Raw genomic sequence first — 12,889 nt, 5'->3', positions numbered from 1 at the left:
ATTTCAATAAGATTAGCGGCTTGTTTTGTCCCCCATATTCCGCGCTACCCACCGGGGCGCTCGCCTCCCTGAGGCAGCATTCACGGACGATGCTCGAGAGCGAGGTAATCATGGGACTGCATTTCGAACAAACGCGACTCGGTGCGGGCAAACTCGAAGGTCAAACGCGTACCGCTGTAGAGCTCCGATGCAGGAACTTCAGCGGCGATCACGAGTTTTACGCTCCGATCATAGAACTCGTCTACGAGATTAATAAATCGTCGGCACTGGTCATCTTGCGCGGCAGTCATCTTAGGCACGTCCGATAGAATGACCGCATGGAACTCCCGAGCCAACTCAATATAGTCATTTTGCGAGCGCGGCCCGTCACAAAGCTCAGAAAACTCAAACCACGCAACATCATCCGCAAGGCAACGACAGGTAAGGTAGCGGCCATTAATCTCGATACGCTGCCAATGCTGGATGGCATCGGGAGCCAGTCGTTGAAAACTGTCGACGAGACTGGCATGAGCTGCATCCCCCAAAGGATGATGGTAAAGCTGCGCCTGCTCGAGCGTCCGCAAACGATAATCAATGCCCGCATCTACGGTCAGCACCTCGGTATGCTGTTTTACCAGGGCAATAGCAGGCAAAAATCGCGCTCTCTGTAGCCCATTGGCATACAAGCCGTCCGGGGCAATATTCGACGTTGCCACCAGAGTGATCCCTCGCTGAAAGATCGCCTCTAAAAATTTGGCAAGAATCATGGCATCTGCAATGTCACTGACGAAAAACTCGTCAAAACAAATAATTTCTGCTTCAGCTGCGAGGCGCTCACCCAGAAGCTCTATGGGGTTTTTTTCGCCCTCGAACTCGCTGAGCTCGCGATGCACACGCTGCATAAAACGATGGAAGTGCACCCGCAGTTTTTTTTCAAACGGTAAGCTTTCGTAAAAAGCGTCCATGAGATAAGTCTTGCCGCGCCCTACCCCACCCCAGAAGTAGAGACCTCGCTCGGGCTGCACGGTTCGGCGAAAACGACGGACGAGTCGACCTGAGAGACTCTTATTCTGTGCATGCCGATCAACGACCCGGTCATAGAGATCCTGCAAACGACGCACAGCCGCTTCCTGAGCGGCATCATGACTAAAGTCATCGCTTTTCAGGTCTTCTTGGTACCGCTGCCAGGGTGTCAGCACAATGTCGTCGCGGGCAGCAAGCACTCGCGACCCTCTCATCGAGTCTTCGGGGCGCGCTACCTTACTCGCGGACCTCTACTTTTGGCAATCTCGCTATCACGCCGCTGCGTTGCAACGCTATACTCACTGCCCTACTTCGACCTTTTGAGGACTTGTTTGTGAACACCGGGATGGATGAACCTCTTTTCATCGCCATTGCTGGCGCCGTCATTGGATTAATAATCGGCTACTTGGCAGGTCGGCGTACCGCGCCGGGCAGCGAAACCGCCAGAGAGTTAGGCGAAAAACTGGAGCAGGCAGAGTCGGCTCGAGAACGCTACGAGCAACGGGTGAATGCTCATTTCGCCGATACCGCAAGCAAACTCAACACTCTAACGGCCAATTACCGAGACGTGTACCAGCATATAGCCGAAGGCTCCTCGGAACTCTGCTCGGATGATGACTCCGCGCGCTTCAGGTCTTTGGCGGCTCCAGACGAGCCAGAGCACGACACTGTTGACGCAGACAGCGTGGTGGTAGAAGCGCCTCGGGACTATGCGGTGAAGACCTCGCCAAATGATCCCGGCGTACTTGACGAGCGCTTTGGTTTGGACGGCGAGGAGAAGCCCCCAGAGGATTCGACAACTCGCAGCTGAGTGCGCAGCCATGTCGATCCGAACAAGCCCGGTGTCGCTACACCGGGTTATCGCAGTCAATAAATGTCCATTCAAGACTAAAAGTCTCTGCCACTTCGGCAGCGAGCGCCTGCACGCCGTAGCGCTCAGTCGCGTGATGCCCAGCGGCCATGTAGGCAATACCCAGTTCACGAGCCGCGTGAACCGTGGGCTCTGAGATTTCACCCGATATATACAGCTGAGCTCCCGCCGCAGCGGCTTTGTCGATGTAGCCCTGAGCCGCCCCGGTGCACCAAGCTACCCTCTCCACCTGCATCTGCAGGTTGCCGATAATCATCGGATCGCGGTCGGTCAAATCCCGAACCTGGGCCGCAAGCTCTCCCAAGGACGTCGCTACAGCCAGCACCCCCGTGTTTCCCACCGCTTGAGGATCTTCGCTATCAAGCGCCTCAAAACCCTGCAGGCCCATGCGCTGACCCCACTGAGCGTTGTTTCCCAGCACGGGATGCGCATCCAACGGCAAGTGGTAGGCCAGTAGACTCATGTCCGCAGCTAGCAAAGTACCGAGACGTCGGCGCTTCATACCAACAATCTCTGCACTCTCACCCCGCCAAAAATAGCCATGATGAACCAACAACGCATCCGCCCCCCAAGCCACCGCCGCGTCCAGTACGGACTGATTCGCCGTTACCGCCGCCGCCAGACGACGAATACTGCCCTTGCCTTCGACTTGTAGACCGTTAGGGCAATAGTCTTTAAAGCGCGCAGATTCCAGCGTGGTATCGCAATGTTTAAGCAAATCCCGAAGTAGTACCGGCATGTTGTGTCCCGCGGTGATGTGTATGATGCGGGGGCATCATATACAATCGCTTTTCTTTCTGGCTAGCGAGGGCGCATGCGCGCTTTCCTTAAGTTCTTCACGTGGCCGGCTATTGCCGGGCTACTTGGCGCCCTGCTCATCCTCGAGCATTGGGTGTGGCCTGCGGCGAATTCTGGCCGAGACGCCGTGGTGCGCGATAGCTTTCGTCAAGCTGTCGCCAGCGCTACACCCTCTGTCGTCAACATCTACACCGAGAAGCGCGTCGCGACGGGGGACAGTCGCATGCTCAATAACCCACTCATGCCCATTCCCCGGGGTGTACCCCGACAGCGCGTAGAGCGCTCTCTCGGCTCCGGCGTCATCATGCGCGAAGATGGCTACATCCTGACCAACAACCACGTGATCGACGGTGCGGATGCTATTCAAGTTCTGCTCAGCGATGGTCGCTCCGCTGCGGCCCAAGTTGTCGGTCGAGATCGAGCCACAGACCTCGCCGCTCTCAAAGTCGATCTCGCTGGTCTCAGCGCGGTGACCATTGCCAATTCAGATCTGCTCTCCGTGGGGGACGTGGTTTTAGCCATCGGCAACCCACTCGGTTTCGGTCACTCCGTTACTCAGGGCATTGTGTCGGGACTTGGTCGGTTTGGACTCAACCCCGGCACCTACGAAGGTTTTATTCAAACCGACGCGGTGATACATGCAGGTAACTCCGGAGGAGCGCTTGTTGACGCAAGCGGCGCACTGGTTGGCATCAATAGTTTGATCTACACCTCCACCGATGGCAGCAACGGCGGCATGGTCGGGATAGGGATTTCTCTGGCAATACCGTCCAGCTTTGCGGAATTCGTTATGGATGATTTGATCCGCTTCGGGCGGGTCATTCGAGGCTGGCTGGGCGTGCAGGTAGAGCAATTACCCGGTGACACTCTTGGCGAGCAACGCTTGATCGTTCGCGGCGTTGCCCCCGACGGACCGGCCGATCGCGCGGGCCTTCAATCCGGCGACATCATCACGCACTTCAATGACGACGCCATCGATGACGTTCGCCTGGCAATGTACGAGGTATCCCTGTTAAGACCCGGGGATAAGCTTGGAATGAGCGTATCTCGCGATAGTGCAACGGAAGAACTCACAGCCATCATCGGCACACAGCCAGACATCGGCATCGAATAACGTTGAGCTGCAGCGCACAGACCTGTGCGCTGCAGGGCTAAATTCTAGCTTGGAATACGCATGGCTGCGCTTCGGGCGTGGGCAGTGAGCGACTCACCCTCGGCCAGCACTTGGGCGATTCGCGCCAAAGGAACCGCCCCCTCAGCGCTGCAGTGAATGATTGAGCTGCGCTTTTGGAAGTCGTAAACACCCAGGGGGGAAAAGAAACGTGCTGTCCCCGACGTCGGTAGTACGTGGTTCGGGCCCGCACAGTAATCCCCCAGCGCCTCACAACTGTACACCCCCATAAAAATGGCCCCAGCCGCATCAATCAGTGGCAATAGTGCCTCAGGATCCGCCACAGCCAGCTCAAGATGTTCTGGCGCGAGGCTATTGCTGATGGCCGCGGCATGGGCTAAATCGCGAGTCTTAATCAGTGCACCTCGCTTACCCAGCGAAGCCTGAATAATCTCTGAACGCTCCATATCCGGTAGCAAGCGCTCCACTGCAGCATCCACCGCAGCGATATACGCCTCGTCAGGACAGAGCATCAGTGCCTGAGCACTTTCGTCATGCTCCGCCTGGGAAAACAAATCCATCGCCATCCACTGCGGATCGGCACTGCCGTCGGCGATAATTAATATTTCTGAGGGGCCGGCGATCATGTCGATCCCGACACGACCGAATACCTGGCGCTTTGCTTCGGCCACAAAACGATTGCCGGGGCCTACGATCTTATCAACGCGAGGAATGCCCGTCGTACCCAAGGCGAGCGCCGCGACCGCCTGCGCACCACCGACACAAAACATCCGATCCACACCAGCAAGCGCTGCGGCAGCAAGCACCAGTGGGTTTCGATAGCCTCCCGGGGTTGGAGCAACCATAACAATCTCAGCTACGCCAGCCACGCGAGCAGGTACGGCATTCATCAATACCGACGAGGGATAACTAGCCTTACCTCCCGGCACATAGACGCCTACTCGCTGCAGCGGAGTAAGGCGCTGCCCAAGCCGGTTGCCCAAGCCATCCTCATAGCTCCAGTCTTCGCCCAGCTGATTGCGATGAAAGGTTTCAATTCGTTGTGCTGCCTGACTCAGGGCGTCGCGCTGCTCACCAGGAAGCTCAAAGAGCGCTCGATCCCGGTCTTCTCGGGACACTTCGAGCTCTGACAGCTCGCTCACATCCAATTGATCAAAGCGCTTCGTGTACTCCAGCAGCGCCGACTCACCCCGGTGTTCAACGTCAGCGATAATGGCAGCCACGGTCGATATGACGTCGCTGTCACCACTGTCCATGGGAACCTCGAGCGCCGCTAGTGCGGACTCAAAATCGCTAGCATCACTATCGAGACGGCGCATCAGACTACCGACTCAGCTTCCGCCACGGCTGCGGCAATAGCGTCGATCAGATGATTGATAGCTCCATGGCGAGAGCGGAGGGAAGCCTTGTTTACAATCAGTCGCGAGCTTACCCGGGCAATTTCATCCAAGGGTTCCATATCATTGGCGCGCAGCGTGTTACCGGTGTCGACGATATCGACGATCATATCTGCAAGCTGCATGACCGGAGCGAGCTCCATGGCGCCATAAAGCTTAATGAGCTCTACCTGAACCCCCCGCCGGGCAAAATAATCTCGCGCTACGTTCACGAACTTAGTAGCCACTCTTAAACGCCGCGTAGGCCAATCAAAGCCCAGAGGGGCAGCCGTCATAAGACGGCAAGGGGCTATGCCCAGATCGAGGGGCTCGTACACGCCCTCACTGCCTTGCTCAAGTAGCGTGTCTTTGCCTACGACGCCAAGATCTGCCGCGCCGTGACGCACATATACGGGCACATCGACCCCGCGCATCACAAGCAGCTGCACATCGTCCCGCGTGGTTGGAAACACCAGTTTGCGGCTTTTGCTCATGTCTTCCAGAGGCTCGACACCAGCGCGTGCCAACAATGGCAAGGTTTCTTTAAGAATACGCCCCTTGGTCAAAGCCAGGGTTAGTTTGCCCGTTTCCATAAACTCAGCCTGTCGCCCCTGCTAGTCCACTAGCCGTCGAATATCGGCACCCAGGGCTTGCAACTTTTCTTCTATGCACTCGTAACCCCGATCAATGTGATAAATCCGATCGATCAAGGTTTCGCCCGTCGCGACTAAACCGGCAATCACCAGGCTAGCGGATGCTCGCAAATCTGTTGCCATCACTGGTGCGCCAGCAATAACTGCCTGCCCCACGATAATCGCGGTATTGCCCTCGGTAGTGATTTTTGCGCCCATTCTGTTCATCTCATGGGTTTGGATCAGGCGGTTTTCAAATACCGTCTCGGTGACCGTAGCCGTACCCTCGGCAATGGCATTCATCGCGGTGAACTGCGCCTGCATATCTGTAGGAAAGCCCGGATATGGCGCGGTGCGAATACTCACCGCTTTCGGTCGGCGCCCGTGCATATCCAAAGTAATCCAGTTTTCTCCGCAGCTGATATCAGCACCCGCTTCCTCCAGCTTTTGCAGCACCACTTCCAGATGCTCAGAGCGGGCCTCGCGCAGGTGGATCTTTCCGCCTGTAGCGGCGGCCGCCACCAGGTAGGTACCCGCTTCGATGCGATCAGGCATGACTTCGAAGCGACAACCGTGGAGCCGCTCAACCCCGTCAATCACCATGCGATCTGTGCCATGCCCCGTGATTTTCGCACCCATAGCAATAAGACAGTGTGCGAGATCGACTACTTCGGGCTCCCGCGCGGCATTTTCAAGCACCGTGCGCCCCTCGGCGAGCGTCGCCGCCATCATCAAATTCTCCGTACCGCCAACGGTCACAGTTTCCATCACGATGTGGGCACCGCTTAGTCGCCCTTCCACCGAAGCGTTGATATAGCCCTCCTCTACATGGATAGTAGCGCCCATGGCCTCAAGCCCCCGGAGGTGCAAATCCACCGGACGACTGCCGATCGCGCAGCCGCCGGGAAACGACACGCGCGCCTTACCAAAGCGCGCCACCATGGGCCCAAGCACCAAAATCGATGCGCGCATGGTCTTGACCAACTCGTAAGGCGCCGAGCAGTCGCTCAAGCTGCTGGCATCAACTTCGATGCTCATTTTTTCGTCGATGGTAAGACCGACGCCCATGCAGCCAAGCAATTCGATCATCGTTGTGATGTCGTGCAAGTGCGGCAGGTTGCCAATAGTCACCAACTCGTCAGACAGCAAAGTCGCTGCGAGGATCGGTAAAGCGGCGTTTTTTGCGCCAGAAATACGCAACTCACCGTCGAGACGCGTACCCCCTTTTATGAGAAGTTTATCCATACTTAAGCGGCGCGGTCAGGCGCTCTGTGCCTCCCACTCATCAGCGGTAAACGTACGGATATTAACGGCGTGAATGCTGCCCGATGCGATGGCTTCGTTGATGGTCGCATATACAGTCTGCTGCCGGCGCACGGCTCGCAGGTCAGCAAATATGTCACTCACAACGGTAATGTCGTAATTGGCGCCGGAGCCCTCGACACTCACCGTCGCGCCATCAATAGCGTCGCTCACCATGGCCTCTACGGTCTTGGCATCCACAGCTGTACTCCTGTTCCCGGGACCCGGGTAAAATTAAAGGTGGGGGAGTGTAGGGCAAAATGTCAGTAAAAGTGTAAGTAAAAGCGCGGAAAATGGCGAGTTTCCCCGCCAGCGACTATCCCAGGATTGGATCTCAATCCGTCGCAGATTCAACCGTCCAGCTCGCTATCACCTGATCGAGATCACCGTCATAGCGTCGGGCGGCAGACTCAAATTGGCTACGATAAATCTGTCCCAGGTTAACATTCTCAACCACCAAATTTCGCATCATCCAATCGCCAGACTTATTTTTAGCCATGAGGTAAACCACGACGTAGGGCTGTGCCGCATCGCTGAAGATCAGCTGTCGAAGTGTCGCTCTGTTGGCTGAATCATCTGCGTCCTCACTGTCGTCCAGCTCTACACGAGAGCCACCAAACGCCAGAAGTCCTTTGCTGTAGGTTCTCACCAAACCTAAACGCATAGTCTCGGTAAAACGCTCCAGCTGATCCTTAAGCTGATCTCGTCCGGCTTCATCAAGTCCACGATAGCGGTCTCCCGTCGCATACTCACCCATTACACCGCGTGCAAAACCCCGAAAATCCACGATGGGATCGAGCACTTCGTGCACGGCAGAATAATAGCGCTCCGGATCGTCATCCACGTAGTCTCGCGCTGCATCGATAACCACCAACACCTTATCCGTGGTCTCGCGCAGCGTCTCCCGTGCGCTCTTGCCCTCGGAGTCCGCAGCCTCCTGGGCACTCACCCCAGATGCCGTAGAGCCCAAAAAAAGTCCGGTGATCAACAGCAGTGCCACTGTGATCGAATATCGCCATTCCCTGTGCGAATGCATGTTTCCTTCCTCTAGCCTGCTGGTCTGTTTCATTAGAGCGGTTATACTCGCCGACCCTCAACTTGGACCGAGCAAAAATTGGGCGAAAAGTGTACACGCTTTTGCCTAAGACTCGTATGACCGCATTGACAGTATTCAGATACAATTTACAACAGCGACTTACTCTGAGAGCGCCGCCCGAATTCTTCGCGAGCGACCAGAGTCGATACCCCGTGAGATGAGTCCCAAGTAGCCATGCTAATCCCACTGCTGACAATACTCATCGCTTTTGCCCTGTTAATGTGGAGTGCCGACATGTTTGTCGCCGGCGCCGCGTCAATCGCCGGAAATCTTGGCATGTCACCGGTGATCATTGGTCTGACGATCGTATCTCTGGGCACCTCGGCTCCGGAAATCCTGGTCTCGATAACAGCCGCTCTCGCAGGCTCCGGCGGCCTGGCCATCGGCAATGCCGTGGGCTCCAACATCGCCAACGTCGGTCTGGTTCTGGGAATAACTGTACTGGTTACTCCTATACAGGTGCACCCGGGTTGCATGCGCTCCGAGCTACCCACCCTGCTGGTCGTAACTGCGGGTACCGGGCTACTGCTTTTGGATGTGGAATTAGAGCGTAGCGACGCGATCCTCATGATTACGGCATTGGTGCTCATTCTCGGCCAAATGGTTCGATCCCAAGTACGCGACCCCCATGTCGCTGAAGAAGCTGGTGATGAAGAGCTACCCCACCTCGCGACCACCAAAGCCTGGGCATTCCTCGGCGTGGGCGTGGTACTGCTTCTGGCCAGTTCCAAAGCCCTTGTCTGGGGCGCAAGCGCTATCGCCATGCAGTTTGGTGTGCCAGAGCTTGTTATCGGATTGACCATTGTGGCCGTAGGCACAAGCCTCCCGGAACTGGCCGCCACGCTTGCCAGTGCCCTAAGAGGTCATGCCGAAATCGCCATCGGCAATATCGTTGGCTCCAACCTGTTTAACCTCCTCGCAGTAATGGCCATGCCCGGCCTGCTGGCACCCGAGCAATTACCGGTGAATTTTCTGGTGCGCGATTACGGAGCCATGTGCATCGCCACGCTGGCCATGGCTGCGGCGGCCTACCATGGGCTGCGCCACAAGCGGGCCCAACCCGGGCATTCGTATCTGGGAAGAGCTGTCGGCACGCTGTTCTGCCTCGGTTATGCCCTGTACTATTACTGGCTTTACGTCACCCTGTAGACCGCCATGACAGAAGCCGCACGCTACCTGCTCTCAGCGCAGCGCACCATCCGCATGGAAGCGGAAGCCGTTGCAGCACTCGAAGCCCGCATCGGTGAAGAATTCGTAAGAGCCTGTGAGCTCATACTACAGGTACCCGGACGCACCGTCGTAACCGGCATGGGTAAGTCAGGCCATGTAGGCGGAAAGATCGCAGCAACCCTTGCAAGCACCGGCACGCCCGCTTTCTTTGTTCACCCCGGTGAAGCCAGCCATGGCGATATGGGCATGATTACCGCTGATGATTGCGTTATCGCCCTGTCCAACAGCGGTACAACACCCGAAGTATTGATGCTGGTACCACTGCTAAAGCGTCTCGGCATACCGCTTATCAGCATGACAGGGGCTCCAGAGTCTGCACTTGCGCAAGCATCCGACGCTCACATCAACACAGGGGTAGCTGTCGAAGCCTGCCCTCTGGGTCTCGCCCCGACCTCAAGTACGACCAGCACCCTGGTAATGGGTGACGCACTCGCCATCGCACTACTGGAAGCTCGTGGCTTCACCGCTGAAGACTTCGCCTTTTCACACCCCGGTGGAGCCCTGGGCCGCAAACTCTTACTCAAGGTCGACGATGTCATGCGCCAGGGCGACGGAATCCCCCGGGTCAGCGAAGACACCCCGCTATCGGACGCACTGCTGGAAATCAGCGCCAAGGGCCTTGGTATGACCACCGTGGTAGCCACAGGAAGCGACCAATTGTTGGGTGTGTTTACCGATGGTGACCTGCGCCGCGCTCTAGACGAAGAGGTTGATATCAAAGCCACGCGCATCGGCGACATCATGTCGCGCTCTCCTGCGACAGCACGCACGGGCATACTCGCCGCAGAAGCGCTGCGCATCATGGAGGAGCGTCACATCAGTGCTCTGGTCGTTCTTAACGAAAAAGGCGAGACGGCCGGCGTGGTCAATCTCCTGGCACTTCTTGAAGCAGGTATCGCATGAATCCGGACACCGCTCGCGACATCAAACTCCTCGCTTTGGATGTGGACGGGGTTTTGACCGACGGACGCATCACCTATGGCAATGATGGCGAAGAACTGAAGTCCTTCAACATTAAAGACGGACTTGGCATCAAACTTATGCAACGCGCCGGGGTCGAAGTTACTATCATCACCGGACGACAATCGAACATCGTCGAACGCCGCGCAAGGGAACTGGGGATAGGAACCATCATTCAGGGTCGTGAGGACAAGCTGAGCGCGTTGCAGGAACTGTGTGACGACCGAGGACTACAGCTAAGCCAATGCGCCTACATGGGCGATGACTTACCTGATCTTGCAGCGGTTCGTGCTGCCGGTATAGGTATGACCGTGGCAGATGCCAGTCCCGTACTTTTAGCGACCGCGGATTGGCGATCAAGTCAGCGTGGTGGCGACGGTGCAGTGCGTGAAGCCTGCGAAACCCTCTTGCACGCGCGCGGCCAACTCGAAGCCCTGGAAGCAAGCTTCAAGTGACGGGCACTCAAGGTTTTCGTCATGTCAGGAAGCGTCTTTCTATTCCTTTAGTCTTGTGTGCCATGCTGTTGGTCTACACCATGCTGGCGCCAACTCCCCGCCTGATCAAGGAAAGCGCATCACCTGCAATTAGCGCTCGAACTCCAGACAGCTATGCGCTGAATGTGTCGGTAAACGACTTCAGCGAAGACGGCGTCTTGCTGGGACGTACCGAAGCAGAAGCACTGAGACGCTTTCCTGGGGAAGGTATTATTGAACTGGATGAACCCCGGCGTCGCAGCTACACGGAAGACGGCGAGTGGTTTGCAAGCGCGCGCAGTGGCCAGCTTCGAGAGGAAACCGACGTCCTGGTTCTCGACCGCGAGGTCAGACTTCAGTACGCCGACGAGGGCGTGCAGTTTCTGACCGACAGCATGATCATCAATATGCCAAAACAGGCCGCCAGAAGCACCTCGAGCGTACGCATTTGGCAAGCGGGCAACGAAACCCTGGCCGATCAAATTTATATCAATCTCAGGCGTCAGGTAGCATCACTTAGCGGCTCTGTGAGGACTGTCTATGTCCCGGAGAATTGAGTTGCGCAGCGGTCTGTCGGTAATCGCGGGCCTTTGCGCAACAGTCGCCGCCTTATTGACCGCTGATATCGCCACAGCCCTGCCCGACGACCGATTGCAGTCCATCGAAATCACCGCCACACGCGCCGTGCGCGATGAGCGGGCGGGTTTCACGGTGTACAGCGGCGACGTCATCATGCAGCAGGGCAGCCTGCACATAGAGGCCGACAAGATCACCATTTTCCACGACAGCGAAGCTGCCGATCGCATTATTGCGGTGGGCGACCCCGCCACCCTACGACAGCAACCAGAGATCGATAAAGGTTTTGTCACTGCCAGAGCCGGTCGTATCGTGTATGAGAAATCTCGGGAGTGGGTACAGCTACGTGAGTCCGCTGTCATTGAACAAGACGGCGCGGTAGTGAGTGGAGAGTCCATTGACTACTTCATGGCCGAGCAGCGCGTTCGCGCCGACGCCGCCCCGGAAAATGCCAATGACCGCGTACAGGTGATTATTCCCGCCGCTGTCATCGAGGCGGAAACCAAAGATGACGAGGCCAGTCCGCCCAACGAAACCCGTAAGGAAAACGCCAATGGCAACACTAACGGCGCGTAATCTGGCCAAAGCTTATCGTGGCCGCGCTGTTGTGCGCGATGTCAGCCTTGAAGTACAAAGTGCTCAGGTGGTAGGCCTTCTAGGCCCTAATGGTGCTGGCAAGACCACCTGCTTTTACATGATCGTTGGTATCGTTGCATCAGACGCCGGGGACATTCTGGTGGATGAACAAAGCATAACGGCGCTACCGATGCACGAACGCGCCCGTCGAGGCATTGGCTATTTACCCCAAGAAGCTTCGATTTTTCGACGTATGACCGTCGGTGACAACATCCTGGCAATCCTTGAAACTCGAAAAGACCTGAACCGGGGTGAACGCAACAAACGTCGGGACGAGTTGCTCGAGGAGTTTCACGTCGGCCATCTCAAAGAAAGCCTCGGCCAGGCTCTCTCCGGCGGAGAACGTCGACGGGTAGAAATCGCCCGGGCTTTAGCCATGGAACCCAAGTTCATTTTGCTCGATGAACCCTTTGCAGGCGTCGACCCGATCTCCGTGGGTGATATCAAGAACATCATCAGGCACCTGCAGACTCGTGGTATCGGCGTCCTGATTACTGACCACAACGTGCGCGAAACCCTGGATATCTGCGAAACCGCATACATCGTGGGAGAAGGCCACATTATTGCCCAGGGCAGCCCACAGGACGTACTGGACAATGCGAAGGTCCGAAAAGTCTACCTGGGAGAGAACTTCCGCCTGTGAGCCGGGTCACACTCTGGGCAACTCCCCAGCACAAACTGCCTTTCTGACGGCTAGCACAATGCAATAAGCGCGCCAAGACGTTGCACGACTATAAGTGCGGGCCTACACTGCGCCCATGGGGACGGTATTGAACCGCCCCCGATCAGGGGAAGCGCGCCCGCC

Annotated in this window: 15 protein-coding genes; 8 read left to right on the top strand and 7 right to left on the bottom strand. The window is 56.8% G+C overall.

Features of this window, described 5'->3' with window-relative positions; genetic code table 11:
- Positions 1 to 80: 80 nt before the first annotated feature.
- Positions 81 to 1,178, bottom strand: coding sequence for a cell division protein ZapE (zapE, locus tag ACI9KD_RS00200; RefSeq protein ID WP_414979243.1), 1,098 nt, complete (start codon positions 1,176 to 1,178; stop codon positions 81 to 83).
- Positions 1,179 to 1,336: 158 nt separating this feature from the next.
- On the opposite strand from zapE, the gene ACI9KD_RS00195 reads away from it, so the two are divergent.
- On the top strand, positions 1,337 to 1,813 hold the full coding sequence (locus tag ACI9KD_RS00195; RefSeq protein ID WP_414979119.1) for a YhcB family protein: 477 nt from the start codon (positions 1,337 to 1,339) through the stop codon (positions 1,811 to 1,813).
- A 37-nt stretch (positions 1,814 to 1,850) separates the two neighbouring features.
- On the opposite strand, the gene ACI9KD_RS00190 is transcribed toward ACI9KD_RS00195, so the two are convergent.
- Positions 1,851 to 2,612: a Nif3-like dinuclear metal center hexameric protein gene (locus ACI9KD_RS00190; RefSeq protein WP_414979118.1), complete on the bottom strand. Its 762-nt coding sequence runs from the start codon at positions 2,610 to 2,612 to the stop codon at positions 1,851 to 1,853.
- A gap of 75 nt (positions 2,613 to 2,687) precedes the next feature.
- Here ACI9KD_RS00190 and ACI9KD_RS00185 point away from each other — a divergent pair, with 75 nt between their 5' ends.
- Positions 2,688 to 3,785, top strand: coding sequence for a S1C family serine protease (locus ACI9KD_RS00185; RefSeq protein WP_414979117.1), 1,098 nt, complete (start codon positions 2,688 to 2,690; stop codon positions 3,783 to 3,785).
- A gap of 44 nt (positions 3,786 to 3,829) precedes the next feature.
- On the opposite strand, the gene hisD is transcribed toward ACI9KD_RS00185, so the two are convergent.
- The 5 genes from hisD to ACI9KD_RS00160 all read right to left on the bottom strand — a co-directional run bounded on the left by hisD (position 3,830) and on the right by ACI9KD_RS00160 (position 8,149).
- Positions 3,830 to 5,122 carry a histidinol dehydrogenase gene (gene hisD / locus ACI9KD_RS00180; RefSeq protein ID WP_414979116.1) on the bottom strand — a complete coding sequence of 431 codons (1,293 nt, stop codon included), beginning with the start codon at positions 5,120 to 5,122 and terminating at the stop codon, positions 3,830 to 3,832.
- The gene (hisG, locus tag ACI9KD_RS00175) at positions 5,122 to 5,772 is read right to left on the bottom strand and encodes an ATP phosphoribosyltransferase (RefSeq protein ID WP_414979115.1); all 651 of its coding nucleotides are present in this window, start codon (positions 5,770 to 5,772) and stop codon (positions 5,122 to 5,124) included. The genes hisD and hisG overlap by 1 nt, the downstream gene beginning before the upstream one ends.
- Before the next feature lie 21 nt (positions 5,773 to 5,793).
- Positions 5,794 to 7,056 carry a UDP-N-acetylglucosamine 1-carboxyvinyltransferase gene (gene murA, locus ACI9KD_RS00170; protein WP_414979114.1) on the bottom strand — a complete coding sequence of 421 codons (1,263 nt, stop codon included), beginning with the start codon at positions 7,054 to 7,056 and terminating at the stop codon, positions 5,794 to 5,796.
- A 15-nt stretch (positions 7,057 to 7,071) separates the two neighbouring features.
- Positions 7,072 to 7,314, bottom strand: coding sequence for a BolA family protein (locus ACI9KD_RS00165; protein ID WP_414979113.1), 243 nt, complete (start codon positions 7,312 to 7,314; stop codon positions 7,072 to 7,074).
- Positions 7,315 to 7,447: 133 nt separating this feature from the next.
- Entirely contained in the window at positions 7,448 to 8,149 is a 702-nt protein-coding gene (locus ACI9KD_RS00160; protein WP_414979112.1) for an MlaC/ttg2D family ABC transporter substrate-binding protein, read from the bottom strand.
- Positions 8,150 to 8,383: 234 nt separating this feature from the next.
- On the opposite strand from ACI9KD_RS00160, the gene ACI9KD_RS00155 reads away from it, so the two are divergent.
- The 6 genes from ACI9KD_RS00155 to lptB are packed head-to-tail and all read left to right on the top strand — an operon-like array spanning position 8,384 to position 12,727.
- A complete protein-coding gene (locus tag ACI9KD_RS00155; protein WP_414979111.1) occupies positions 8,384 to 9,358 on the top strand; it encodes a calcium/sodium antiporter in 975 nt (324 codons plus the stop codon).
- A 6-nt stretch (positions 9,359 to 9,364) separates the two neighbouring features.
- Positions 9,365 to 10,342 (top strand): KpsF/GutQ family sugar-phosphate isomerase, encoded by a 978-nt coding sequence (locus ACI9KD_RS00150; RefSeq protein WP_414979110.1) that lies wholly within the window; start codon positions 9,365 to 9,367, stop codon positions 10,340 to 10,342.
- Positions 10,339 to 10,854: a KdsC family phosphatase gene (locus ACI9KD_RS00145; RefSeq protein ID WP_414979109.1), complete on the top strand. Its 516-nt coding sequence runs from the start codon at positions 10,339 to 10,341 to the stop codon at positions 10,852 to 10,854. The genes ACI9KD_RS00150 and ACI9KD_RS00145 overlap by 4 nt, the downstream gene beginning before the upstream one ends.
- Positions 10,851 to 11,429, top strand: coding sequence for an LPS export ABC transporter periplasmic protein LptC (gene lptC, locus ACI9KD_RS00140; RefSeq protein WP_414979108.1), 579 nt, complete (start codon positions 10,851 to 10,853; stop codon positions 11,427 to 11,429). The genes ACI9KD_RS00145 and lptC overlap by 4 nt, the downstream gene beginning before the upstream one ends.
- Positions 11,413 to 12,024: a lipopolysaccharide transport periplasmic protein LptA gene (gene lptA, locus ACI9KD_RS00135; RefSeq protein WP_414979107.1), complete on the top strand. Its 612-nt coding sequence runs from the start codon at positions 11,413 to 11,415 to the stop codon at positions 12,022 to 12,024. The genes lptC and lptA overlap by 17 nt, the downstream gene beginning before the upstream one ends.
- Entirely contained in the window at positions 12,002 to 12,727 is a 726-nt protein-coding gene (gene lptB, locus ACI9KD_RS00130; RefSeq protein WP_414979106.1) for an LPS export ABC transporter ATP-binding protein, read from the top strand. Before lptA ends, lptB begins: the two co-directional genes overlap by 23 nt.
- Positions 12,728 to 12,889: the final 162 nt, after the last annotated feature.

Origin of the sequence: Congregibacter sp. (genome assembly GCF_047617445.1) — a bacterium.
GTDB lineage: Bacteria > Pseudomonadota > Gammaproteobacteria > Pseudomonadales > Halieaceae > Congregibacter.
This window is presented reverse-complemented; position numbering and strand designations above follow the sequence as displayed.